At 71.8% G+C, this 23,515-nt stretch carries 25 protein-coding genes; 15 read left to right on the forward strand and 10 right to left on the reverse strand.

From position 1 onward, the window contains the following. The first annotated feature begins 31 nt into the window (after positions 1-31). Together ACFZBP_RS31680 and ACFZBP_RS31685 are read left to right on the forward strand one after the other, a co-directional pair. Complete coding sequence (locus ACFZBP_RS31680; RefSeq protein ID WP_383449999.1) at positions 32-1,375, forward strand: M1 family metallopeptidase; 1,344 nt, start codon at positions 32-34, stop codon at positions 1,373-1,375. Between the two features lie 237 nt (positions 1,376-1,612). Then, positions 1,613-1,987: a YchJ family protein gene (locus tag ACFZBP_RS31685; protein ID WP_383449998.1), complete on the forward strand. Its 375-nt coding sequence runs from the start codon at positions 1,613-1,615 to the stop codon at positions 1,985-1,987. On the opposite strand, the gene ACFZBP_RS31690 is transcribed toward ACFZBP_RS31685, so the two are convergent. Both ACFZBP_RS31690 and ACFZBP_RS31695 read right to left on the reverse strand, forming a co-directional pair. Beyond that, positions 1,988-2,116, reverse strand: coding sequence for a hypothetical protein (locus ACFZBP_RS31690; RefSeq protein ID WP_391418010.1), 129 nt, complete (start codon positions 2,114-2,116; stop codon positions 1,988-1,990). It abuts the gene before it with no gap. Beyond that, positions 2,113-2,814 carry a FadR/GntR family transcriptional regulator gene (locus ACFZBP_RS31695; RefSeq protein WP_383449996.1) on the reverse strand — a complete coding sequence of 234 codons (702 nt, stop codon included), beginning with the start codon at positions 2,812-2,814 and terminating at the stop codon, positions 2,113-2,115. The genes ACFZBP_RS31690 and ACFZBP_RS31695 overlap by 4 nt, the downstream gene beginning before the upstream one ends. Positions 2,815-2,951: 137 nt before the next feature. On the opposite strand from ACFZBP_RS31695, the gene ACFZBP_RS31700 reads away from it, so the two are divergent. The 5 genes from ACFZBP_RS31700 (at position 2,952) to ACFZBP_RS31720 (ending at position 8,099) form a co-directional block, all read left to right on the forward strand. Beyond that, positions 2,952-3,470: a gluconokinase, GntK/IdnK-type gene (locus ACFZBP_RS31700; RefSeq protein WP_391418012.1), complete on the forward strand. Its 519-nt coding sequence runs from the start codon at positions 2,952-2,954 to the stop codon at positions 3,468-3,470. 91 nt (positions 3,471-3,561) lie between these two features. Next, positions 3,562-4,989, forward strand: coding sequence for a gluconate:H+ symporter (locus ACFZBP_RS31705; protein ID WP_391418014.1), 1,428 nt, complete (start codon positions 3,562-3,564; stop codon positions 4,987-4,989). 10 nt (positions 4,990-4,999) lie between these two features. Further along, positions 5,000-5,761 carry an SDR family oxidoreductase gene (locus ACFZBP_RS31710; protein ID WP_391418016.1) on the forward strand — a complete coding sequence of 254 codons (762 nt, stop codon included), beginning with the start codon at positions 5,000-5,002 and terminating at the stop codon, positions 5,759-5,761. A gap of 14 nt (positions 5,762-5,775) precedes the next feature. Next, on the forward strand, positions 5,776-6,825 hold the full coding sequence (locus tag ACFZBP_RS31715) for an alcohol dehydrogenase catalytic domain-containing protein (protein WP_391418018.1): 1,050 nt from the start codon (positions 5,776-5,778) through the stop codon (positions 6,823-6,825). A gap of 113 nt (positions 6,826-6,938) precedes the next feature. After that, positions 6,939-8,099, forward strand: coding sequence for a hypothetical protein (locus tag ACFZBP_RS31720; RefSeq protein ID WP_391418020.1), 1,161 nt, complete (start codon positions 6,939-6,941; stop codon positions 8,097-8,099). Here the strand turns inward: ACFZBP_RS31720 and ACFZBP_RS31725 are convergent. The 4 genes from ACFZBP_RS31725 to ACFZBP_RS31740 form a co-directional block, all read right to left on the reverse strand. Then, on the reverse strand, positions 7,986-8,609 hold the full coding sequence (locus ACFZBP_RS31725) for a cytochrome b/b6 domain-containing protein (protein ID WP_383449990.1): 624 nt from the start codon (positions 8,607-8,609) through the stop codon (positions 7,986-7,988). The two genes, ACFZBP_RS31720 and ACFZBP_RS31725, sit on opposite strands and share 114 nt — an antisense overlap. Then, on the reverse strand, positions 8,593-9,321 hold the full coding sequence (locus ACFZBP_RS31730; protein WP_391418022.1) for a molybdopterin-dependent oxidoreductase: 729 nt from the start codon (positions 9,319-9,321) through the stop codon (positions 8,593-8,595). The genes ACFZBP_RS31725 and ACFZBP_RS31730 overlap by 17 nt, the downstream gene beginning before the upstream one ends. A gap of 87 nt (positions 9,322-9,408) precedes the next feature. After that, positions 9,409-10,953, reverse strand: a complete 1,545-nt coding sequence (locus tag ACFZBP_RS31735) for an APC family permease (RefSeq protein ID WP_383449988.1) — start codon at positions 10,951-10,953, stop codon at positions 9,409-9,411. A gap of 36 nt (positions 10,954-10,989) precedes the next feature. Next, complete coding sequence (locus ACFZBP_RS31740; protein ID WP_383449987.1) at positions 10,990-11,940, reverse strand: hypothetical protein; 951 nt, start codon at positions 11,938-11,940, stop codon at positions 10,990-10,992. Positions 11,941-12,246: 306 nt separating this feature from the next. Between ACFZBP_RS31740 and ACFZBP_RS31745 the strand changes: the two genes are divergently transcribed. From ACFZBP_RS31745 to ACFZBP_RS31760, 4 genes are all read left to right on the forward strand, one after another. Continuing rightward, positions 12,247-13,143 carry a DMT family transporter gene (locus tag ACFZBP_RS31745; RefSeq protein ID WP_383449986.1) on the forward strand — a complete coding sequence of 299 codons (897 nt, stop codon included), beginning with the start codon at positions 12,247-12,249 and terminating at the stop codon, positions 13,141-13,143. 184 nt (positions 13,144-13,327) lie between these two features. Further along, positions 13,328-13,846 (forward strand): NUDIX hydrolase, encoded by a 519-nt coding sequence (locus ACFZBP_RS31750; RefSeq protein ID WP_383449985.1) that lies wholly within the window; start codon positions 13,328-13,330, stop codon positions 13,844-13,846. A 261-nt stretch (positions 13,847-14,107) separates the two neighbouring features. Next, on the forward strand, positions 14,108-14,500 hold the full coding sequence (locus ACFZBP_RS31755) for a YidH family protein (protein ID WP_062724336.1): 393 nt from the start codon (positions 14,108-14,110) through the stop codon (positions 14,498-14,500). Then, entirely contained in the window at positions 14,497-14,826 is a 330-nt protein-coding gene (locus ACFZBP_RS31760; RefSeq protein ID WP_391418026.1) for a DUF202 domain-containing protein, read from the forward strand. Before ACFZBP_RS31755 ends, ACFZBP_RS31760 begins: the two co-directional genes overlap by 4 nt. A gap of 89 nt (positions 14,827-14,915) precedes the next feature. Here ACFZBP_RS31760 and ACFZBP_RS31765 read toward each other — a convergent pair whose 3' ends face one another. Continuing rightward, positions 14,916-15,905, reverse strand: coding sequence for a zinc-binding dehydrogenase (locus tag ACFZBP_RS31765; protein ID WP_391418028.1), 990 nt, complete (start codon positions 15,903-15,905; stop codon positions 14,916-14,918). Positions 15,906-16,017: 112 nt separating this feature from the next. Here ACFZBP_RS31765 and ACFZBP_RS31770 point away from each other — a divergent pair, with 112 nt between their 5' ends. The 3 genes from ACFZBP_RS31770 (at position 16,018) to ACFZBP_RS31780 (ending at position 18,756) form a co-directional block, all read left to right on the forward strand. After that, complete coding sequence (locus ACFZBP_RS31770; protein WP_383449982.1) at positions 16,018-16,314, forward strand: hypothetical protein; 297 nt, start codon at positions 16,018-16,020, stop codon at positions 16,312-16,314. A gap of 198 nt (positions 16,315-16,512) precedes the next feature. Next, positions 16,513-17,535 carry a phosphotransferase family protein gene (locus ACFZBP_RS31775; RefSeq protein WP_062724340.1) on the forward strand — a complete coding sequence of 341 codons (1,023 nt, stop codon included), beginning with the start codon at positions 16,513-16,515 and terminating at the stop codon, positions 17,533-17,535. Positions 17,536-17,541: 6 nt separating this feature from the next. Continuing rightward, positions 17,542-18,756 carry an acyl-CoA dehydrogenase gene (locus ACFZBP_RS31780; RefSeq protein ID WP_234768498.1) on the forward strand — a complete coding sequence of 405 codons (1,215 nt, stop codon included), beginning with the start codon at positions 17,542-17,544 and terminating at the stop codon, positions 18,754-18,756. 303 nt (positions 18,757-19,059) lie between these two features. On the opposite strand, the gene ACFZBP_RS31785 is transcribed toward ACFZBP_RS31780, so the two are convergent. Genes ACFZBP_RS31785 through ACFZBP_RS31795 form a run of 3 tightly spaced genes read right to left on the reverse strand, consistent with a single transcriptional unit; the run spans position 19,060 to position 22,135 of the window. After that, positions 19,060-19,653, reverse strand: a complete 594-nt coding sequence (locus ACFZBP_RS31785; protein ID WP_383449981.1) for a TetR/AcrR family transcriptional regulator — start codon at positions 19,651-19,653, stop codon at positions 19,060-19,062. A gap of 38 nt (positions 19,654-19,691) precedes the next feature. Further along, a complete protein-coding gene (locus ACFZBP_RS31790) occupies positions 19,692-21,365 on the reverse strand; it encodes an AMP-binding protein (protein ID WP_391418032.1) in 1,674 nt (557 codons plus the stop codon). Beyond that, complete coding sequence (locus tag ACFZBP_RS31795) at positions 21,362-22,135, reverse strand: SDR family NAD(P)-dependent oxidoreductase (RefSeq protein WP_391418034.1); 774 nt, start codon at positions 22,133-22,135, stop codon at positions 21,362-21,364. Before ACFZBP_RS31795 ends, ACFZBP_RS31790 begins: the two co-directional genes overlap by 4 nt. Before the next feature lie 131 nt (positions 22,136-22,266). On the opposite strand from ACFZBP_RS31795, the gene ACFZBP_RS31800 reads away from it, so the two are divergent. Further along, positions 22,267-23,505 (forward strand): exo-beta-N-acetylmuramidase NamZ domain-containing protein, encoded by a 1,239-nt coding sequence (locus ACFZBP_RS31800; RefSeq protein ID WP_391418036.1) that lies wholly within the window; start codon positions 22,267-22,269, stop codon positions 23,503-23,505. Positions 23,506-23,515 lie beyond the last annotated feature (10 nt).

A 23,515-nucleotide genomic window follows, 5' to 3' on the forward strand; every position in this document is an offset into this window, starting at 1 on the left:
CAGCAGTACGGCGCAGGGAGCACAGACAGCAGTGGCAGTTCAGCAGGCGGCGGGCGCGGACCCGTACTTCCCGGAGCACGGCGACCCCCGCTACCGGGTGCACCGGTACGAGCTCGCGCTGGACTACCGCCCAGCGCCGAACCGGCTCTCCGGGACGGCCCGGATCAACGCCATCGCGGGACGGGCGCCGCTCACCGAGTTCGTGCTGAACCTGGCCGACTTCCGGATCGGCCGGGTCCGGGTCGACGGACGGCAGCCGCACTACACGCACCGCGGCGGGAGGCTGCGCGTCCGGCCCGCCAAGCCGGTCCGTGCCGGGGCCGCCTTCACGGTCGAGGTGCACTGGTCGGGCAACCCCAAGCCGGTGAACAGCCCCTTCGGCGGGCTCGGTTGGGAGGAGCTGGAGGACGGGGCGCTGGTGGCGAGCCAGCCGATCGGGGCACCGTCGTGGTACCCGTGCAACGACCGGCCCGCCGACAAGGCGTCGTACCAGCTCTCGATCACCACGCCGTCGGCGTACGCGGTGGTGGCGGGCGGGCGGCTGCTGACCCGGACGACGAAGGCGTCCACGACGACCTGGGTGTACGAGCAGTCGGCGCCGACGTCGAGCTATCTGGTCGGGCTGTCGATCGGCAAGTACCAGACGGTGCTGCTGGGCGACCCGGGTCTGGGCGGGGTGCCGCAGCACGGGCACATCCCGGCGCATCTGCTGCCGGAGTTCTCCCGTGACTTCGCGCGGCAGCCGCAGATGATGGAGGTCTTCCAGGAGCTGTTCGGGCCGTACCCGTTCGACGAGTACGCGGTCGTGGTGACCGAGGAGGAACTCGATGTGCCCGTCGAGGCCCAGGGGTTGTCGCTGTTCGGCGCCAACCACGTGGACGGGGCGCGGGGTTCGGAGCGGCTGGTCGCGCACGAGCTGGCGCACCAGTGGTTCGGCAACAGCGTGTCCATCGCCAACTGGCGGCACATCTGGCTGAACGAGGGCTTCGCGAAGTACGCCGAGTGGCTGTGGTCGGAGCGCTCGGGCGGGCGCACGGCCCAGCAACTGGCCGCCGTCGCACACCGGTTGCTGTCCGCGCGGCCGCAGGACCTGCGGCTGGCGGATCCGGGCCGCAAGTCGATGTTCGACGACCGGCTCTACGAACGCGGCGGGCTCGTCCTGCACGCGGTGCGCTGCGCGATGGGCGACATCGCCTTCTTCCGCATGCTGCGCGCCTGGGGCCAGCTGCACCGCGGCGGCACGGTGACGACGGCCGCCTTCACCTCCCACGTGGCCCGCTTCGCGACGGAGCCGGTGGAGGAGCTGTTCGAGGCGTGGGTGTACGGGGCGGCACTGCCGCCGCTGCCCGGGGCGCGGACGCGGGCGGCGGGCTAGGGGTGTTTCGAAAGTCCCGTGCGGTGCCCGCGCCCGCCGCGGCAGCGGCTGGTGTGGCAGCCGGTGCGTGCCCTCGGCGCGCCGGACGAAGGCCCTCGATGGGGGTCCCCCGCGCGAGGTTGTTCGAGCGTGCGGGGAGGAGCTACTGGGGCCTTTGGCCGGTGCGGCGAGCGTGCGTGCCGGGCGCCGCGGGTGCTGTGCGGGACATTCGATACACCCCCTAGGACAATGGCGGGCATGACGACGCGTTCCTGCCCGTGCGGCCTGTCCGAGCCCTACGACAAGTGCTGCGGCCGCTTCCACTCCGGTTCCGCCGCCGCGCCGACCGCCGAGGCCCTCATGCGCTCCCGGTACAGCGCGTTCGTCAAGGGCGATACGGCGTATCTGCTGCGGACCTGGCATCCGCGGACCCGGCCGGCGCGGCTGGAGCTGGACGCGGGGATGCGGTGGACCGGGCTGGAGATCCTCGCGACCGTTGACGGTACGGCGTTCCACACGGTCGGCACCGTGGAGTTCCGGGCGTCCTACCGGGGCGGGTCGCTGCATGAGCGGAGCCGGTTCGAGCGGGTGGACGGGGCTTGGGTGTACGTGGACGGGGACTTCCCGGCCTGACTAGGGGACGTCCCGTCGGCCGGGCGGGAACTTGTTGCCCTCGCGGTCGGTGACGGTCGCGAACATGGTCGCCTTCAGCGGCTCCATGATGCGGTCGATGTCCGCGCGGCCGCGGTCTTCGGCCGTCACGGCGCCAGGATGTCCAGTTCCTGCAGGGCGCCCATGGTGATCTCGCGGGTCAGGTGTTCGGCGCGGACCGCGTCGCCCGCGCGGACCGCCTCCGCTACCTGGACGTGCAGAGTGACGGCGGCCGGGTCGGGGTCCTCGAACATGACCTCGTGGTGGGTGCGGCCCGTGAGGACCTCGGCGACGACGTCGCCGAGGCGGGCGAACATCTCGTTACCGGAGGCGTTGAGGACGACGCGGTGGAAGGCGACGTCGTGGATGAGGTAGCCCTCCAGCTGGTGGCCGCGGGAGTGGGCGACCATGCCGAGGGCGCACTCGGTGAGTTCGGCGCACTGCTCGGCCGTCGCGTGCTTCGCGGCCAGGCCGGCCGCCACCGGCTCGATCGCCGAGCGCAGCACCGTGAGTGAGCGCAGTTGCTGGGGGCGGTCGGCGCCGGCCAGGCGCCAGCGGATGACCTGGGGATCGTAGACGTTCCACTCGGCCTTGGGGCGGACCGTCACGCCCACGCGGCGGCGGGACTCCACCAGGTGCATGGACTCCAGGACGCGGACCGCCTCGCGCATCACCGAGCGGGAGACGTCGAAGCGCTGCGCCAGTTCGTCCGTGCGCAGAACGCTGCCCGGCGGGTACTCGCCCGCCGTGATCGCGGGGCCGAGGGTTTCCAGTACCTGGCCGTGCAGCCCGCGGCCCGTTGTGCTCATGCACTCAGCGTACGGGGCAGATCACTCGATCAAAAAGTCAGACTTATATGTCACAGGGTCTTGAATTCGTCGTACCTAATGGGTTTCAGTGGCGTCGACATCACGTGTCGACGAAGACAGCAGACAGTGAGGCAGCGATGAGTACCCCCCATGTCGTCGTGGTCATGGGCGTCGCGGGCACCGGCAAGACCACCATCGGTCCCCTGCTCGCGGCCCGGCTCGGCGTCCCGTACGCCGAGGGCGACGACTTCCACCCGCAGGCCAACATCGCCAAGATGTCGGCCGGCACCCCGCTCGACGACGACGACAGGTGGCCGTGGCTCGACGCCATCGGCGCCTGGGCGCACGAGCGGGCCGGGCTCGGCGGGGTGGTCAGCTGCTCGGCGCTGAAGCGGTCGTACCGTGACCGGCTGCGGGCCGCCGCGCCCGGGCTCGTGTTCGTGCACCTCACCGGTGACCGGCCGCTCATCGAGGACCGGATGACGCACCGGCAGGGGCACTTCATGCCGACCGCGCTGCTGGACTCGCAGTTCGCCACGCTCCAGCCGCTCCAGGCCGACGAGGCCGGAGTCGCCGTGGATGTCGCCGGCAGCCCGGAGGAGATCACCGAACGGGCCGCCAAAGCGCTGAGCGGGCTTCCGGCCTCAGCGGCGTAACAGCGCGACACCCCGCGCACCACCCCCGCACCGCCGCCACCCCCCACGGCACACCCCTTTCCCCAACCCCCGTATCTGCAAGGGAACCCCCGTGACCAGACTCAGCGTCGAGATGCTGGCAGCGGACACCGTCGAGCCCATCACCTCGGCCGGCCACGCTCAGCTGGGCATCGCCGTCCTGGCGGGCATCGCCGTCATCGTCCTGCTCATCACCCAGTTCAAACTCCACGCGTTCCTGTCGCTGACCCTCGGGTCGCTGGCGCTCGGCGCCATCGCCGGGGCACCGCTCGACAAGGTCATCACCAGCTTCAGCGCCGGACTCGGCACCACGGTGGCCGGCGTCGGCGTGCTGATCGCCCTCGGCGCGATCCTGGGCAAGATGCTCGCCGACTCCGGCGGCGCCGACCAGATCGTGGACACGATCCTCGCCAAGGCGGGCGGCCGTTCGATGCCGTGGGCGATGGTGCTGATCGCCTCGGTGATCGGTCTGCCGCTGTTCTTCGAGGTCGGTGTCGTCCTGCTGATCCCGGTCGTCCTGATGGTCGCCAAGCGCGGCAACTACTCGCTGATGCGCATCGGCATCCCGGCCCTCGCCGGTCTCTCCGTGATGCACGGCCTGGTACCGCCGCACCCCGGTCCGCTGGTCGCGATCGACGCGGTCGGCGCCGACCTGGGCGTCACGCTGGCGCTCGGCGTCCTCATCGCCATCCCGACGGTGATCATCGCCGGTCCGGTGTTCTCACGGTTCGCGGCCCGCTGGGTGGACGTACCGGCGCCGGAGCGCATGCTCCAGGCGCTCGGCGAATCCGGCCAGTCGCCCGAGGAGCGGGCCGCCAAGGAACCGCAGCGGCGGCCCGCCTTCGGGCCGACGCTGCTCACGATCCTGCTGCCCGTCGTCCTGATGCTGTCGAAGGCGCTGGTCGACATCGTGATCGACGACCCCGAGAACAGCGTGCAGCGTGTGTTCGACGTTGTCGGCTCCCCGATGATCGCGCTGCTCGCCGCCGTACTCCTGGGCATCTTCACGCTGCTCAAGCCGGCCGGGTTCGGCAAGGAGCGCGTCTCGCCGCTGGTCGAGAAGAGCCTCGCGCCCATCGCGGGCATCCTGCTGATCGTGGGTGCGGGCGGCGGCTTCAAGCAGACGCTGATCGACACCGGTGTGGGGCAGATGGTCCTGGACATCTCCAAGGACTGGTCGATCCCGGCGCTGCTGCTGGCCTGGCTGATCGCGGTGGCGATCCGGCTGGCGACGGGTTCGGCGACGGTGGCGACGGTCTCGGCCGCCGGGCTCGTGGCGCCGCTGGCCGCCGAGATGTCGACGGCCCACGCGGCCCTGCTGGTCCTCGCCATCGGCGCCGGTTCGCTCTTCTTCAGCCATGTGAACGACGCCGGGTTCTGGCTGGTCAAGGAGTACTTCGGCCTGGACGTCGGCCAGACCATCAAGACCTGGTCGGTGATGGAGACGATCATCTCGGTGGTCGCCGGCGGTCTGGTCCTGCTGCTCTCCCTGGTCATTTAGGGGTACGACGATGACGGCTCACCCCCTCTTCGACATCAGCGGCCGCACGGCCCTGGTCACCGGCTCCAGCCGGGGTATCGGCCTGGCGCTCGCCCGCGGTCTGGCGGAGGCCGGCTGCACGGTGGTCCTCAACGGCCGGGACGGAGAACGCCTCACCAAGGCCGCCGCCGAACTGCCCGGCGACGTCCACACGGCCGTGTTCGACGTGACCGACGGACCCTCGGTGGCCGCCGGAATAGCGGATGTCGAGGAGCGGGTGGGCCCGCTGGACATCCTGGTCAACAACGCGGGGATGCAACTGCGCGCCCCGCTCCTGGACTTCACCGACTCCGACTGGCACCGCATCCTGGACACCAACCTGACCAGTGCCTTCCTGGTCGGCAGGGAGGCAGCCCGCCGGATGACGGAACGCGGCCACGGGAAGATCGTCAACATCTGCTCGCTGCAGAGCGAGGTGGTCCGCCCCGGCATCGCGCCGTACGCCGCCACCAAGGGCGCCCTGAAGATGCTCACCAAGGGCATGTGCGCCGACTGGGGCCCGTACGGCGTCCAGGTCAACGGCCTCGGACCCGGGTACATCGAGACCGAGCTGACCCGGCCCCTCGTCGCCGACGAGGAGTTCAGCGCCTGGGTGCGCCGCCGTACCCCGGCCGGCCGCTGGGGGCGTACCGAGGACCTGGTGGGCGGAGTGCTGTTCCTCGCCTCGCCGGCCGCGGACTTCGTCTCCGGGCAGGTGCTGTACGTCGACGGCGGCATGACGAGCGTGCTGTGAAGGAGGCCTCGCGGATGCTCGGTTGTGTGATCCACGGTCAGGGGGACCTGCGGGTCGAGGAACTGCCGGTGCCGGTCCCGGGTCCCGGACAGGCGCTGGTCGCCGTGCGGTACGGCGGGGTCTGCGGCTCCGATCTCCACTACTGGCGGCACGGCGGGGTCGGCGACTTCCGGCTCAGGGAGCCGATGCTGCTCGGGCACGAGGTGGTCGGGACGGTCGTCGCGTACGGCGACGGGGCCTCGGGTCCGGTCGCCGGTACGCCCGTCGCGGTGCACCCGGCCACGCCCTGCGGGGTCTGCCCGGAGTGCGCGGACGGCCGGCGCAATGTCTGCCGGGACACCCGGTACCTGGGCAGCGCGGCCCGCTTTCCGCATGTGCAGGGTGGATTCGCCGCCCAAGTCGTCGTCCCCGCCGACCAGTTGAGGCCGCTGCCCACCGGTCTCGGGCTGCGTCGGGCGGCGCTCGCCGAGCCGCTGTCCGTCGCGCTGCACGCCGTGCGGCGGGCCGGAGAGGTGGCCGGGAGGCATGTCCTGGTGACCGGTGCCGGGCCCATCGGGTGTCTGGTCGTGGCGGCGGCGAAGGCCGCGGGCGCCGCGCGGGTCACGGTGACGGACCTGCTGCCGACGGCTCTGGAGTACGCGCGGATCGCCGGCGCCGACACCCTCGTACACGCCGACGATCCTCAGGACGTCGGGTGGCCGTCCGAGGTGGACGTGGCGATCGAGGCGTCGGGCGTCGCCGCAGGCCTGGACGCCTGTCTGCGGCTGGTGCGGCGCGGCGGCGTCGTGGTGCAGTTGGGGATGCTGCCGCCGGGGCACAGTCCGTTCGCGGGGAACCTCGTGGTGAGCCGGGAGATCGAGCTGCGCGGGGCGTTCCGCTTCGACACGGAGTTCGACGCGGCGCTGGAACTGCTCGCGGCCGAGGCGTCGTTCGACGGGCTGGTCAGCGCGGTGGTGCCGGTGCGGAAGGCCGAGGCGGCGTTCGCTCTGGCGGCGGACCGGAGCGGCGCGTGCAAGGTGCTGCTGGACTTCGCAGGGCCGGACTCCGCGGTGCCGGGTGTCTGAACTCGCACGGACGATCATCTGAAGCGGCTTCCCCGGGGGCGACTTCGGCCCGATGATGAGGTGACCCCTGGTGGCTGCCGCAGTCGTCGGGGACGGGGACTTCGGGGGGCGTGATGGCGGTTTCCCTCGGGATGCGTATCTCGGGGCTGCTCGTGGTGGGGGCGGTGGCGGTGGCTGCCGTGGCCTTCACGAGTGACGGGGGTGGCACGGCGGACGGCCGGGGTGGCGGGGGCACGATCGTCACCGCCGGGCCCTCGGCCGGTCAGCGCAAGGGGCCGAACGGCCCGCCGGGCGGGGCCACTCCCCCGGTGCGGCAGTCACCCGACGGCCACGTGGGCCGGCCGGCTGTGACGGAGCCGCCGCCCAGCAGCCCTTCCCGGGACGGCGTGGAGAAGGAGACGCCGAGGCTCTCGCCCAGTCCCTCCACGAGCCCGAAGCTCCTCGAAGCCCCGGGGTGGCTGCCGCCCGGCCCCGACTCTTCGGACACCGACGGCACCGCGGATCCGGCGAGCGTGTACGACCTGCTCCGCGACCCCGCCGAGTGCCGGACCGCCCTGAACGTGATCCCCCGGACCACGACCGACGCCGAGTGGACGCTGCTGCGCGGCCTGTCCTCCGCCTGTCTGGCCGTCCAGGGCGAGGGCGGGAGCTGGAAGCAGGCGCTGCGGGAGCGGGCCGCGCTGGCGGACGCGGCCGACACCTGCAAGGGCCGTGCCGCCTACGCCGTCCTGGACGGGCTGCTCGACTTCCATCGGCGGCATCCCGCAGCCACCGTCCGGCTGAAACCCGCGCCGAGCGGTACGCCCGCCGCGTGCGCCTACCGGATCTCCGGGGTGGACACGGGCGGTGACGGCGAGGCGAAGGCCGGCGAGGTGATCGGGATCGAGCTCGCGGACGCCTACTTCGACCCTGCCGAGCTGCTGCCCGGCGCCGTCGTGAGCGTCGGCGGCCGGCAGGTGCCCGGGGTGCCCGTCCTGACGTCGGTGGCGGGTGGCCGGTTGGTGCTGTCCGTGGTCGTACCGGCGCTGGAGCCGGGCCGCGTGGAGGTCGTGGTCCGGCAAGCCGGGACCGACGTGCGTCTGCCCGGCGCGTTCACGGTCACCGCCGTGGACGTGGTTCCGGAACCGAGCCCCAGCGCCCTGCCCCAGTTGCTCGGCGCCTCACTTCCGCCACAGGGGATGCTCCCGCTCGGCCCACTCCCGGCTGACGGAACCGGTGCGCATGCCTCTGCGGGCCTCCGGGTCGGCCAGGGCCATGCCGATGTGGCCGGCTAGGACGATGCCGATGGTGAGGGCCAGCCAGTCGTGGACGAAGGTCGCGCTGGTGCGCCACACCAGGGGGGTGAGGTGGGTGAACCACATGAGGAGGCCGGTGCCGAGCATCACCAGGGTCGCGCCGGCGATCCAGGCGGCGTAGATCTTCTGCCCGGCGTTGAACTTGCCCGCCGGACGGGACGCGCGGCGCTTGTCGCGGCGCAGGGCGGCGCGCAGCCAGACGCGGTCGTGCGGGCCGAAGCGGTTGAGGAAGCCGAGGTCGGCGCGGAAGGCACGGGAGGCGAGGCCCGCGAGGACCGGGACGGGCAGGGCGAGGCCGGCCCACTCGTGGATGCGGACCACCAGCTCGCGGCGGCCGACGAGTTCGGCGAGCTGCGGGATGTACAGACAGGCCGCGGTCACGACGCACACGCCCATCAGCGCGGCCGTGGTGCGGTGCACCCAGCGGGAGGCGTGCCCGAAGCGCCGGACGCCGGTGGCCGGGCCGGGGGCGTCAAGTCGTAGGCTCATCGTCGCGTCCGTTCGAGCGGCCGACCCAGGCGTCGACGTCGTAGCCCCGTTCCTCCCAGTAGCCCGGCCGCACGTCCTTGGTGACGGTGATGCCGGAGAGCCACTTGGCGGACTTGTAGAAGTACATGGGCGCCACATAGAGGCGGACGGGGCCGCCGTGGGCGTGGCCGAGGTCCTTGTCCTGCATGCGCAGGGCGACCAGGACATCCGCGCGGCGGGCCTGGTCGAGGGTGAGGCTCTCGGAGTAGGCGCCGTCGAAGCAGGTGAAGCGCACCGCCCCGGCCCCTTCGCGCACTCCCGCGGCGTCCAGGAGCCGGGACAGGCGGACCCCTTCGAAGGGGGTGTCGGGCACTCGCCAGCCGGTGACGCACTGGACGTCGCGCACCATCCGGGTCTGCGGCAGGGCGCGCAGCTCGGCCAGGGTGTAGCTGCCGGGGTGGTCGACGAGGCCGTCGACGGTGAGGCGGTAGGTCTCGGCGTTCTTGCGGGGGACGGACGAGGTGACCGAGTAGTAGCGGAAGCCGCCGCCGTTGGGGAGCAGGCCGGTCAGGCCGGTGGGGTCCTTGTCGGACGCGCCCGCCAGGAAGGACTCCAGGCCGCGCTGGAGGGTGGGCGCGGTGACCACGCCGAGGGCGCCCAGGCCGAGGGTGCCGAGGAGGACACGGCGGCCGATGGGCTTGCCCCGCTGCTCTTCGGGTTGTTCGGAGTTCACGTACTTATCGAACACCCGCGTCCCCCCGCCGGGCCAGGGAACGCGGGTGCCCGTCAGATTTCCGTAACCACCTCTCACCCGGCGCCGTCAGTCGCCGCGGGCGGCCTTCTCCAGCTGGAACGCCTCGTTGCCCAGCCCGATGCGGGCGTGGGTCTCGGGGGAACGGGAGCGCAGGAGCAGACCCTGGGCCACGCCGGCGGCGAGGGCGAGGGCGATGACGGCGGGCAGGGCCCAGCCGAGGACCGAGCCGGGGCCCGCGCCGATCAGGACGTCGAAGTCCTTGACGGTCCAGACGACGATGAACAGCAGGGCGAGGACGGCGAGACCGGAGGCGGCCAGCCGCCAGAACTGGGCGGCCGCCGCGCCCCGGCGCAGGAAGAAGACGATCACCGAGACGGACGCGGCGGCCATCAGGGCGGTGACGCCGAGCGCGCCGAGGCTGCCCATCCAGGTGAACAGGTGCAGGACCGGTGCCGTCGGGTCGCCGGTCGGCTTGTCGTCGGCGACCGCGAACGCGGCGACGACCACGAGGGAGATCCCGGTCTGCAGCAGTGATCCCGTGCCGGGGGCGCCGCTCGCGCCGCTGGTGCGGCCGAAGGCGGCGGGCAGCAGGCCCTCGCGGCCCATGGCGAAGGCGTAGCGGGCGACGACGTTGTGGAAGCTGAGCATGGCAGCGAACATGCCGGTCACGAAGAGCACGTGCAGGACGTCGGTGAAGCCGGTGCCGAGCAGGTCCTCGGTGAGGAAGAACAGCAGCCCGGCGCTCTGCTCCTGTGCGGTGCCGACGATGGCCGAGGGGCCCGCGGCGACGGTGTACGCCCAGCAACTGATCGTGTAGAAGACGGCGATGCCGCCGACGGCCAGGTACATCACGCGGGGCACGAGGAGGTGCGGGCGGCTGGTCTCCTCGGCGTAGACGGGGGCCTGTTCGAAGCCGAGGAAGGCGGCGACGCAGAAGCACAGTGCGGTGCCGATGCCCGCACCGGTGAGGGTGTCGGGGTTGAAGGCGTGCAGGGACAGGCCCTCCTTGCCGGGGTCGCCGAGCGCGGCGACGTCGAAGACGGCCACGAGGGCGACCTCGATGAGCAGCAGTACGCCGAGGACGCGGGCGTTGAGGTCGATCTTCAGCCAGCCGAGGCCCCCGACCAGGAGCACGGCCAGCAGCGCCGGGATCCACCAGGCGAGTTCCAGGTCGAGGTAGGTGGCGAACAACCCGGAGACCTCGAAGCCGAAGATGCCGTAGATGCCGACCTGGAGCGCGTTGTAGGCGACGAGCGCGACCATCGCGGCGCCCGCTCCGGCGGTGCCGCCGAGGCCGCGGGAGATGTACGCGTAGAAGGCGCCGGCGTTGTGGACGTGCCGGCTCATCTCGGCGTACCCGACGCTGAAGAGCGCGAGGACGAGGCCGAGGATCACGAAGAGCAGCGGCTGGCCGAGGACGCCCATCACCCCGAAGGTCGTGGGCATGACACCCGCGACGACCATGAGAGGTGCGGTCGCGGCGAGCACGGACAGCAGCAGGCCCGTGGTGCCCAGCCGGTCGGCGCGCAGGGCGCGGTCCTGTCCCTTGAACGTACTGATGCCGCCACTGCCTGTCGTGGCTCTGCTCGTGCTGGAACTGCCCGTGGTCATCGGGGACCGTCCTTGGGTCGACTGCGGTTGGGGGCGTTACGCCGTGCCGAGCGCGGTGTCGCGTGCGGCGCGGAAGGCGGAGTAGGGGTCGCGGTCCGGGTACGACCACGGCGACGGGGTGGCGTGCTCGCCGATGCGGTGGAAGAGGGCGGCGGCCTCGGCGCCGCGGCCCTCGCAGACCTTGGCGTGGGCGAGGTAGTTCAGGTCGATCAGCCGGCGTGGGTGGCCCTCCTGCTCCCACTCCAGCCACCAGTCGAAGGCGGCCCGCATCACCTGCCGGGCCCGGCGGCCGGTCCAGTGGCCGGAGGTGGCCGCGTCGCCGGGCTCGTGGCCGGCCCCGGCGAGGACGCGGTAGCGCTCGGCGTGGGCGACGACCGGGAGGACGGCGAGCGGGGAGTCGGCGGGGGCGTGCTCGGCGGCCTGGTTGGCGAAGTCGTAGACCTCGTGGAGCGGGTCGGCGCCGGATCCGGTCCGGCGCTCGGCGAGGCGGGCGACCATCAGGTGGTGGGCGTGGTGGTGATCGGCGTACCGGGCGCGGACCTCGGCGAAGTGGCGCCGCACCGCCTCCTCGGCGCCCAGGGCGCTCTCCAGCATGAGCAGCCCGAGCCAGGGGGTGGGGTCGGCGGGTGCGACGGCGGCCGCGGCGTGGCAGGACTCGCGGGCGCGGACCGGTTTCTCCTTGCCGAGCAGGGCTCGCTGGACGTGGGCCAGGGCGAGCAGGACGGCGGCGTCGGCGGAGTCGGGTTCGGCGAGCAGCCAGTCACGAGTCCAGGGGGCGCAGTGGCGCTCCTGGGCGAGGACGGTGACGCGGTGCCCTCTGCGGTCCCAGTCGTCGCCGGTCCGGGCGAGCAGCGAGCGGGCCGTCTGCCATCTGCCCTGGGCGAGAGCGGCACGGGCGGCGGCGAGCTCGGTGTCGTCGAGGGCCGCGTCGAAGGCGTGGGACGCGCGCTTGCGGCCGCGGCCGAGGGGTGGCGGAGGTGGGGGCACCGTCTTGGGTTCTGTCGGGGATAAGAATGTGGACTGTCATCGACCGATCACACACAGCAAATCCGCAGCCAATGGTTCGCGTCAAGGGCCGCCGACGCGTTACACGCGTCAACTCCTGTTACGGGTGGGACAGATGTGGCACACAAGGTGTCCACAATGCCGGAATTGTTCGTATGGTGTGGCGTACGTCATGGCGTCGGCGTCCTCGGCAGCGCAGGATTGCGGGACGCGCACGCCGGGCCTAAGGCCGCTACAGTCGGCCCTTACGCACCCCGTCCGCCCGGCAGGATGATCGAGGTACGCAGCGTGTCGCTCCAGATCCTGATACTCGCCGTCAGCGCCGCGTGCTGTCTCGGCTTCGGCTTCGTGCTCCAGCAGAACGCCGCGCAGAAGGCGCCACTGAGCGACTTCCTCTCCCCCCGGATCCTGCTGGACCTGATGAAGGTGCCCCGCTGGCTGGGCGGCATCGGACTCATGGTGGTCGGCATGGCCCTGGGCGCGATGGCGCTGGGCCAGGGCGAGATCTCCCTGGTCGAGCCGTTGCTGGCGACCAACCTGCTGTTCGCGCTCGGGCTCTCCCGCCGCCAGACCAAGCAGCCACTGGGCCGGCAGGGCTGGACGGGTCTCGCGCTGCTCGCGGGCGGTGTGACGGCATTCATCGTGGCCGGCCAGCCGCACGGCGGAACGGCGCCCAGCGGTCCCTTTCGGCAGTGGCTGATCATCGGCGTCATGGTCGGGGTGGCGCTGCTGCTCACGGCCTACGCCAAGCGTTCGCGGCTCAGCGCGGGGCCCGCACTGCTGGCCACCGCCGCCGGTCTGCTGTACGGCGTGCAGGACGCGTTGACGCGAGTGACGGGGCAGCGTTTCGCCGAGGGGGGTATGGGCGAGGTCCTGACCAGCTGGCAGCCCTACGCCGTGGTGGCGCTCGGCCTCACCGGCCTGATCCTCGTCCAGAGCGCCTTCGAGACGGCCTCCCTGCGCATGTCCCTCCCCGCCCTCACCGCGGCCCAGCCCCTCGCCGGCATCCTCTGCGGCGTCGGCTTCCTCGGCGACCGCCTCCGCGCCGACTCGGGCGCGCTGGCCTGGGAGGCCGCGGGGCTCGCCGGGATCGTGGTCGGCATCATCCTCCTCGGCACGCATTCCGCGATGCCGTGCGGGGCGGTACAGCCGAAGCGGACGGCCCCGGCGGTCGCGACGACCTGACGCCCCCGCCGTCCCTACCCGTCCCATCCCTGGGGGCTGCGCCCCCAGACCTCCCTGATCGGCCCTTCGGGCCTCGTCCTCAAACGCCGGACGGGCTGAACGACTCAGCCCCTCCGGCGTTTGAGGAGCGGGGTCTGGGGCGGAGCCCCAGAAAGGGGCGGAGACACCCTGGTTGGATGGCCGCATGAGTTCCGCCGACGAGATTCTCGACATCGTGGACGAGCAGGACCGGGTCGTGGGGCAGTCGCCGCGCGGCGAGGCCTACGCGAAGGGACTGCGGCATCGCTGTGTGTTCATCGAGGCCAGGGACGCGCAGGGTCGCCTCTTCGTGCATCGCCGTACAGCGACCAAGCTGGTGTTTCCCTCGCGGTACGACATGTTCGTCGGTGGGGTGGTCGGTGCGGGCGAGTCGTATGAGGACGCCGCGTTGCGGGAGGCCGAGGAGGAACTCGGGGTGAGCGGGCTGCCTCGTCCCTCGTATCTGTTCAAGTTCCTGTACGACGACGGTGCCGGGCAGAGCTGGTGGTCGGCGGTGTACGAGGTGCGCTGCGAGCTGCCGGTGAACCCCCAGGCGGAGGAGGTCGCCTGGCACGACTTCCTGCCGGAGGCCGAGGTGGAGCGGCGACTGGCGGAGTGGCCCTGGGTGCCGGACGGCCTGGCGGCGTACGAGCGGCTCAGGGCCTATCGGGCGGCGGGCGGCTGATCCGCCCCGCGCACCGCCGACATCGCCTCGTCGACGTCCGCCGAGTCGGCGCCGAAGAGCTCCGGCTCCTCAGCGAACTCGTCCCGGCCCGGGACGTAGAACGCCGGCCAGAACCCGGGCAGCCCCAGCCGGTGCTCGGCGGGGACGATGCCGTGCCCGGCATCGCTTACCCGGCCAGTGACGTGGGAAGTTCCCTGCCCCGAACCGTAGCGGGCGGCACTGACAACGCCCCTCGGCCGCCGCCCGGATAGGGTCGTGCATGTGATCGAGTACGTACGAAACGTCCGGCTGTGGTTCGCGCCGCAGGAGGTCCGGCAGGAGGGCGGCACCCCCGACTACCGGTTCTCGCTGGCGAACGAGCGCACCTTCCTGGCCTGGCTGCGTACCGCCCTCGCCCTCATCGGCGGCGGCTTCGCCGTGGACCAGTTCCTGCCGGACCTGCGCTGGGGCTGGCGGGTCGGGCTCGCGTTGGCGCTGCTCGCGGCGGGGGTGCTGTGTTCGCTCCGCGCGGTCAACCACTGGGTGCGCTGCGAGCGGGCGATGCGCCGGGGCGAGGATCTGCCGGTGTCGCGGTTCCCGGCGGTGCTGAGCCTCGTGGTCGCGGTCGTCGCCGTGGCGATGGTCGTCGTCGTCCTCGTGGGGTGGGAGGGGTGAGCGCGGGGGCGGCCGCGGAGCCGGTGCGCGATCCGGGACTGCAGCCCGAGCGGACGCGCCTCGCGTGGCGCCGTACGACACTGTCCGGCGCGGTGGCCGCCGTACTCGCCGTGAAGACCGCGCTGCACGGCAGCGTCTCGGTCGCCGGGATCGTCGCGTGCGCCCTGTGCTGCGGGCTGTGGCTTGCCTTCCTGGCCCTCGCCCACCGCCGCATCCACGCCCTCGCCGCGTCGCCCGAACCCCCGCCGCTGACCCCCCGGCAGGCCACGGCCACGGTCCTGTTCACGGTGGCCCTGGCGGTGTGCGGCGCCGCACTGGTCCTCTGAGGCCTCTCGAAAACCCCGATCGAAGGCCCCGACCGCAGGTCCCCTTCCAAGGTCCCTTTCCAGATCCCTCTCCAGGGCCTTTCGATGAGCTACGGGTTCTGGTCCGGCTCCTGCCACAACCCATCCGGTGCCACCGGCTCCTCCTCCGTCTCCCAGTCCACCGTGACCACGATCTTGCCGCGGGTGCGGCCCTCCTGGTTGAGCCGGTGGGCGTCCGCCGTTCGCTCCAGCGGGAAGGTCTCCGAGACGTGCACGGTCACCACGCCCTCCTCCGCCAGCTCGGACAGCCGGCGCAGGTCCGTCGCGTCGGGGCGGACGAAGTAGTAGCGGCCGCCGTAGTCGAAGACGTCCGGGTCGGCGATCGACACCAGTCGGCCCTCGGGGGCGAGGAGGTTGGCCGAGGCCTTCAGCGCGCCGCCGCCGACCGTGTCGAACGCGGCGTCCACGCCCTCGGGCGCGAGACCGCGCACCCGTTCGGTCAGGCCGTCGCCGTACTCCACGGGTTCGCCGCCGAGGCCGCGCACGAAATCGTGGTTGTGCGGGCTCGCCGTGCCGATCACCCGGGCACCCAGATGGCGGGCGAGCTGGACGGCGATCGAGCCCACCCCGCCGGCCGCCGCGTGCACGAGGACGGTCTCGCCGCGCCGCACCTCCAGGACCTTGATCAGCACCTGATAGGCCGTCAGTCCGACCAGGGGCAGTCCGGCCGCCTCCTCCCAGGTGAGGTTGCGGGGCTTGCGCGCGAGGGTGCGCAGGGGGGCGGCGACGTACTCGGCGAAGGTGCCGTGGGAGAGCAGGTCCTCGCGTACGTAGCCGATGACCTCGTCGCCGACGCCGAACTCGGTGACCGACACGCCCGGTTGGACCACGACCCCGGAGACGTCCCAGCCGGGCACCACCGGGAAGGCCGGCTCCAGCAGCCGGTCCATGTGGCCCTCGCGGCACTTCCAGTCGACCGGGTTGACGGCCGCCGCCCGCACCTTGACCAGCACGGAGTCGGGGCCGACGCGCGGCTCGCGCAGCTCTCCGTATGCGAGCACCTCGGGCCCGCCGTAGCGTGTGTAGCTGATGCCCTTCATGGGTTCGACCCTCCGGGGTGACAGGACGCCACGCAAGCCGAATGACCCGATATGCGGCGTTCGCGTGGCAGCCTGTCCGACGTCACGACCCCCGCCTTCGAAGGTGAGCACCATGACCACGCTGCACGCGGAACACCCCTCCCACACCCACACCCACGGTCCGGACTGCGGGCACACCGCGGTGCCGCACGGCGACCACACCGACTACGCGCACGACGGTCACCTGCACCGCGAGCACAGCGGTCACTGGGACGAGTGCGAGGCGGACGGGCACGTCGCACACGAGGGCCACACCCATCAGCACGGCGCCGACTGCGGACACGAGAGCGTCCTGCACGGCGACCACGTCGACTACCTCCACGACGGCCACCGGCACGCCTCCCACGACGGCCACTGGGACGACCACTGAGCCCACCCAGAGGCTCCGGCCGCCCGGCCGCCGAAGCTCACTGGCCGAGAAGACACCACCGACAGCTCCCTGACGCTCCGCGCGGGGAGCTGTCGGCCTATCGTGGCCCCGATCACGTTCGGCTCCCCTACTGGACTACATACCGACTGGTCGGCATCATGAGTCAGGTCCCGTTCACCTGCCTTTCAGGAGAGACGTATGAGCCCCGACCATCCGCCCGGTCTCGATCTCGACCGACTGCGCGGCCTGCTCGAGCGTGAGCGGCCCGGTCTGGCGCAGGGTCCGCTGACCGGCCGGCTGATCGAGGGCGGACGGTCGAACCTCACCTACGCGGTCTCCGACGGCACCTCGAAGTGGGTCGTACGCCGCCCTCCGCTCGGCCATGTCCTCGCCACGGCGCACGACATGAAGCGCGAGCACCGGGTCATCAGCGCGCTGCACCCGACCAGTGTGCCGGTGCCGCGGCCGGTGCTGCTGTGCGAGGACGAGGAGGTGCTCGGGGCGCCGTTCTACGTCATGGAGTTCGTCGAGGGCACCCCGTACCGCACCGCCGACCAGCTCGCCCCGCTCGGCCCCGAGCGCACCCGGGGCGCGGTGCTGTCGCTGGTGGACACGCTCGTCGAGCTGCACGCCGTGGATCCCGCCGAGGTGGGCCTCGCGGACTTCGGCCGGCCCGAGGGCTTCCTGGACCGGCAACTGCGCCGCTGGGGCAAGCAGTTGGACGCCTCCCGCAATCGTGAGCTGGCCGGCATCGACGAGCTCCACGCGACGCTCGGCCGCCGGCTGCCCGCCTCCCCCACCGCGACCGTCGTGCACGGCGACTACCGGCTCGACAACGTGCTGATCGGGGCGGACGACACGATCAAGGCGATCCTCGACTGGGAAATGTCCACGCTCGGCGATCCGCTGACCGACCTGGGCCTGCTGGTGATGTACAGCATGCCGCTGGGCATGCCCGACTCCCCCGTGTCCACGACAGCCGAGGCCCCCGGTCACCCGGAACCGGCCGAACTGATCGAGCGGTACGCCGCGCGCTCGGGGCGCGACGTCTCCGCGGTCTCCTGGTACACGGCGTTCGCCTGGTTCAAGCTCGCCGTGATCCTGGAGGGCATCCACTACCGCTACACGCTGGGCCAGACCGTCGGCCGCGGCTTCGACCGCATCGGCGACCTGGTCCCGGTCTTCATCCAGCACGGCCTCACCACCCTTCAGGAAGGCTGATCCGCCATGGACTTCGCGTTCGACGCGCGCACCGAGGAACTGCGCGCCAAGCTGCTCGCCTTCATGGACGAGTACGTCTATCCGGCGGAGGCGGTGGCCGAGGAGCAGCGGGCCGCGCTGGCGTCCCCGTGGGACACCCCGGCCGTGGTCGAGGAGCTCAAGGCCGAGGCGCGCAGGCAGGGCCTGTGGAACCTCTTCCTCCCCGACGCCGAGTACGGCGCCGGTCTCACCAACCTCCAGTACGCGCCGCTCGCCGAGATCACCGGCCGCTCCCCGCAGCTCGCGCCCACCGCGACGAACTGCGCGGCGCCGGACACCGGGAACATGGAGGTGCTGTACCAGTTCGCCGACGAGCAGCAGAAGAAGCAGTGGCTGGAGCCGCTTCTGGCGGGTGAGATCCGCTCGGCGTTCGCGATGACCGAGCCGGAGGTGGCCTCGTCCGACGCCACCAACATCACCACGCTGATCGAGCGGGACGGTGACGAATACGTCATCACGGGACGCAAGTGGTACATCTCCGGGGCGATGAACCCGGACTGCAAGATCTTCATCGTGATGGGCAAGACGGATCCGGACGGCGACGACATCCGCCGGCAGCAGTCGATGATCCTGGTCCCCCGTGACACCCCGGGTGTCACGGTGAAGCGCGCGATGCAGGTGTTCGGCTACGAGGACCACTACCACGGCGGTCACGCCGAAGTGATCTTCGACCACGCGCGCGTGCCTGTGGCCAACCTCATCGGCGAGGAGGGCGGCGGCTTCGCCATCGCCCAGGCGCGGCTCGGTCCCGGTCGTATCCACCACTGCATGCGGCTGATCGGCATGGCCGAGCGGGCCATCGAGCTGATGTGCCGGCGGGCCGTGTCCCGTACGGCGTTCGGGAAGGCGCTGGCCCAGCAGGGGGTCGTGCACAACTGGATCGCCGACGCGCGGGTGACGGTCGAGCAGTTGCGGTTGCTGGTCCTGAAGACGGCCTGGCTGATGGACACCGTGGGCAACAAGGGGGCGCACACGGAGATCCAGGCCATCAAGATCGCTACGCCGCGGGCGGTGGTCGACATCATCGACCGGGCGATTCAGCTGCACGGTGCGGGGGGTGTCAGCCAGGACTTCCCGCTGGCCGAGCTGTACGCCGGGGCGCGGACCCTGATGATCGCGGACGGTCCGGACGAGGTGCATCAGCGGTCGCTGGCTCGGCGGGAGCTGAAGAAGTACATGTGACGCCGGGGGCGACGGGGGTTGCCTCGCCCCCGCCGCCCCTACCCGTCCCATCCCCAGGGGCTCCGCCCCTTCGACCCCGGGTCGGTCTTCGGGTGTGGGACGGTGGGGGCTGGTCGCGCCCACGCGGCGGAGCCGCATATCGACACGGCCCCGCGCCCCTTCTGGGGCTCCGCCCCAGACCCCGCTCCGATCTTCCAGCCCGTCCGGCGTTTGAGGACGAGGCCCGCAGGGCCGATCAGGGGGGTCTCGGGGCGCAGCCCCCAGGGATGGGACGGGTAGGGGCGGCGGGGGCGAGGAAACGGGTTACGGGCGGAGGGCGCGTAGCAGGAGGTCGGCCAGGTGGTCGGCCACCTGTTGGGGGGTGAGGGGGCCATCGGGGCGGTACCAGGTGGACAGGTGGTGGACGGAGCCGAAGTGGTAGTCGACGACCAGGTCGGCAGGGGTCGCCCTGGAGAAGACGCCGGCCTCCTGCCCCTCCTCGATCAGCGCACGGAAGCGTTCGTGGTAGCGCCGCCGCTCGGCCCGCACCTGCTTGTTCTTCTCCGGGCTCAGATGATGCATCGACCGGAAGAAGATCATCGCGTCGTCGAGGTTCTCGATCGTCGTGACGACGACGTCCGCCGCCGCCCCCCGAAGCCGCTTCTCGATCGGCTCGTCGGCATCCGCGAAAGCGTCCAGCCGCTCCTGCTGGACCCGCAGCACACGCGCGTACACCTCGTGCAGAAGGTCGTCCTTGGAACCGAAGTAGTGGTACAGCGCCCCCTTGGTGACGCCGGCCGCCTCCACGATCTCCTGCACCGAGGTGCGGTCGTAGCCACGCTCGGCGAAGAGCCGGGTGGCGGCGGCGAGCAGCCGCTGCGGGACGGGCGTACCGTCTCCGTCCGTCGTCCTGGCCACTGTGCCGCCACCTGCCCTTCCGAGATGTCTGCTGCTGTCTAACCGTCGTTCGTGCGGGAACGGAGCTCCCGTCGGAGGATCTTGCCACTTGCCGTCTTCGGCAGGTCGGGCAGGATCTCCACCTGACGCGGATATTTGTAGGCGGCCAGTCTCTCCCTGCAGTACGCGGCGAGTGCGCCGGGGTCGGTTTCCGCACCCGGACGGAGGCTGATGTACGCCTTGACGGTCTCCCCGCGGTACCCGTCGGGCACCCCCACGACGGCGGCCTCGCGCACCGCCGGGTGGGTGTAGAGCACGTCCTCGACCTCGCGCGGCCAGACCTTGAAGCCGGACGCGTTGATCATGTCCTTCTTGCGGTCGACGACGTACAGCCAGCCCTCGGCGTCCATGAAGCCGATGTCCCCGGTGCGCAGTTCGCCTTCGGGGAAGGTCTCGGCGGTGGCGTCGGGGCGCCGCCAGTAGCCGGGGACGACCTGCGGGCCACGAACCAGGATCTCGCCCTGCTCGCCGAAGGGGACCTCCTGGCCCTGGTCGTCGACGATCCGTACGACCGTCTCGGGGCCGGGCAGGCCGACGGCCAGGGTGCCGGAGACCGGGTCGACGGGGGCCTCCAGGCCGGGCGGGACGGAGGCGCAGGGGGCGGTGCACTCCGTGAGGCCGTATCCGTTGCGGATGTACGGGCCGAAGCCGGCCCGGAACTTCTCCACCAGGGCGGGCGGCAGCGGGGCGCCGCCGGAGGAGATCATCCGGAAGGAGGCGAAGTGGTCGCGGGTGACGGCCGGGTGGGCGGCGAGCGCCATGAAGGCCGTCGACGGGCCGACGGTGTAGTGCGGCCCGTGCTCGGCGAAGGCGTCGAGCACGACACCCGCCTCGAAGCGGTACGCCAGCACCAGCGTGCCCGCGCTGTCCAGACAGGCGCCGAGCTGGCAGACCATCCCGGTGATGTGGAAGAGGGGCGCCAGCGCGAAGTAGACGGGCGCCTCGGGCAGTTCAAGGCCGGTCCGCTGCCGCTCAGCGTTGTACATGATGTTGCCGTGTGTGTTGGTGGCGCCCTTGGGGGTGCCGCTGGTGCCCGAGGTGTAGCTGATCAGGGCGATGTCGGAGGGGCCGAGGTCACGGCCCTCCGGCGCCTTGTGGCCGGCGCGGGACACGGCCGTCAGGTCGTCGGCGTCGTCGGCCTGCGGGAGCCGCTCGAAGGACAGCACGCGCGCGTCGTCGCGCCCCTGGAAATCCAGCTCGCAGCCGGTGAGCGCGATCCGCACCGGCGAGTCCGCCGCCGTCTCGCGCAGATACGCCTCCCAGGCCCGGTCGGAGCAGATCAGGGCGGCCACCTCGCCGTCCCGCAGGACATGGCCGACCTCCCCCGACTTGTACATCGGGTTGACGGGCACGACGACCGCCCCTGCCTTCCAGGCGCCCAGCAGGGCGAGCACGAAGTGCGGGGAGTTCTGCAGCAGGATCGCCACCCGGTCGCCGCGCTCCAGGCCACGGGCGGCGAGGTGCCCGGCGACGGAGTCGCTGAGCTCGTCGACCTCGCGGTAGGTCAGGCGGCCGTCGAAGTAGGCGAGGAAGGCGCGGTCCGGGGTCTCGGCGACCACCCGGCGCAGGGCGTGCACGAGAGTGTGGTCCGGGTCGATGGGGGCGCGCTGGGCGTCGGAGAGCAGGGCCAGCCAGGGCTTGGCCGCGTACCGGGAGGCGGAGGTGTCGGTCACCGGGCCTCCTCCCACCTCTGCTGGATGTGGTTCATGCCGGCCAGCCAGCGGTCGGGCGTGGCGGCCCGCGCCTCGTAGTACCCGGCGACCTCGGGGTGCGGCAGGATCAGGAAACGGTCCTCCGCCATGCCCTTGAACAGCGCGTCCGCGACGTCCTCCGGCGCGATGGCCGTGGGCTTCAGCACCAGGTCCCCCGCACTGCCGGTGGCGTCCAGCATGTCGGTGCGCACACCCTGGGGACAGATGGCGTGGACCTTCACGCCGCGGTGCCGGTACGTCAGCGACAGGTACTCGGCGAAGGCGTAGGCGCCGTGCTTGGTGACGGCGTAGGGCGCGGCGCCGATCATGGTGAGCAGCCCGGCGGCCGAGACGGTGGACACGAACCGCCCGCTGCCACGCTCCAGCCAGTCCGGGAGCAGCGCGTTCGCGGCACGCACGTGTGCCATGACGTTGACGTCCCAGGACAGCGACCAGGACTTCTCGTCGACCTCCTGCCCCGGTTCCTCGCCCGGGAAGGCGACACCGGCGTTGGCACAGTAGACGTCGACGGTACCGCCGAGCGCGTCCCGGGCCTCGGAGACGATCGCGGAGGCGTCACCGGGCACGGCGACACCACCGATCTCGTCGGCGACGGCAGCCGCCTTCACCCCGTCCAGGTCATTGACGACCACCCGGGCCCCCTCGGCGGCGAACCGACGCGCGAGCGCCGCCCCGATGCCACCCCCGGCCCCCGTGACGACCACTCCAGCACCCTGAACGGCTTCCACCATCGGTCTCCTTCGACTCCGGCTCGACTGCAGGCAGGCCCAGACTAACCGGTCGGTATGTAACAAGGAAGGGTCCAGCCACGTACCAGCCGCACCCCTCCCCACAACCTGCGGGAGCGCATACCGTGCCCCTCATGCGCCTCTCCAGACGAGCTCTCCTCGCAGCGACAACGGCAGCAACCACGCTCTCCGCAGCACCCCCCGCCTCCCCCGCCGAGCGCCGCGGGCACCTGCGCACCGGCTTCGAGAACCTCGCCGCATCCGCCTACGCCCAGCTCAGCGGCGACCGCGTCGGCATCGTCACCAACCCCACCGGCGTGACCCGCGACGTCCGCCACATCGTCGACGTCATGCACGCCGACGACAGAGTGAACCTACGTGCCGTCTTCGGCCCGGAACACGGATTCCGGGGCACCGCCCAGGCCGGCGGCTCGGAGGGCCGCTACGACGACCCGGCGACCGGCCTCCCGGTCTACGACACGTACCTCAAGAGCGGTCAGCCCCTCGCCGACATCTTCACGGCGTCCGGCGTCGACACGATCGTCTTCGACATCCAGGACGTGGGCGCCCGCTTCTACACGTACATCTGGACCCTCTACGACTGCATGGACGCGGCCCGGCTGGCCGGCAAGCGCTTCGTGGTGCTGGACCGGCCGAACCCGGTGACCGGACGGTCGGCCCAGGGCCCGGTCCTGCACAAGGAGTTCGCCACCTTCGTCGGCCGGGAGCCCGTGTCGCAGGCGCACGGTATGACGGTCGCGGAGCTGGCACGGCTGTTCAACGGGGAGTTCCTCACCGCGCCGGTCCCCCTGGAGACCGTACGGATGACGGGCTGGCGGCGCTCCCACTTCTACGACGCCTCGGGCCTGCCGTGGGTGCCGCCGAGCCCGAACATGCCGACGCCGGAGACCGCGCTCGTGTACCCGGGGACGTGTCTCTTCGAGGGCACGAACCTCTCGGAGGGCCGTGGCACCACCCGCCCCTTCGAACTGCTGGGCGCGGAGGGCATTGACGGCCGCTGGGCCGCGGCGGCGAACGAACTCGGCCTGCCGGGCGTGCGGTTCAGGGAGGCGTACTTCGCGCCGACCTTCTCGAAGTTCCAGGGCAAGACCATCGGCGGCGTGCAGATCCATGTGCACGACCGTGCCGCCTACGACCCCGTCCGCACCGGGATCGGCCTTCTCGTGACCGCCAAGAAGGTCTGGAGCGGGTTCGGTTGGCGGCCCGACAACTGGATCGACAAGCTCACCGGCTCCACCCGGGTGCGCACGATGATCGACGCGGGCGCGGGCCCCGACGACGTGGTGGCGGACTGGCAGCGGGAGCTGGCGGCGTTCCGGCGGATCCGCAAGGAGTACCTGCTGTACAAATGAGCGCCCCCGC

The organism is Streptomyces sp. NPDC008086, from assembly GCF_042957325.1.
In the GTDB taxonomy this organism is placed as follows: domain Bacteria; phylum Actinomycetota; class Actinomycetes; order Streptomycetales; family Streptomycetaceae; genus Streptomyces.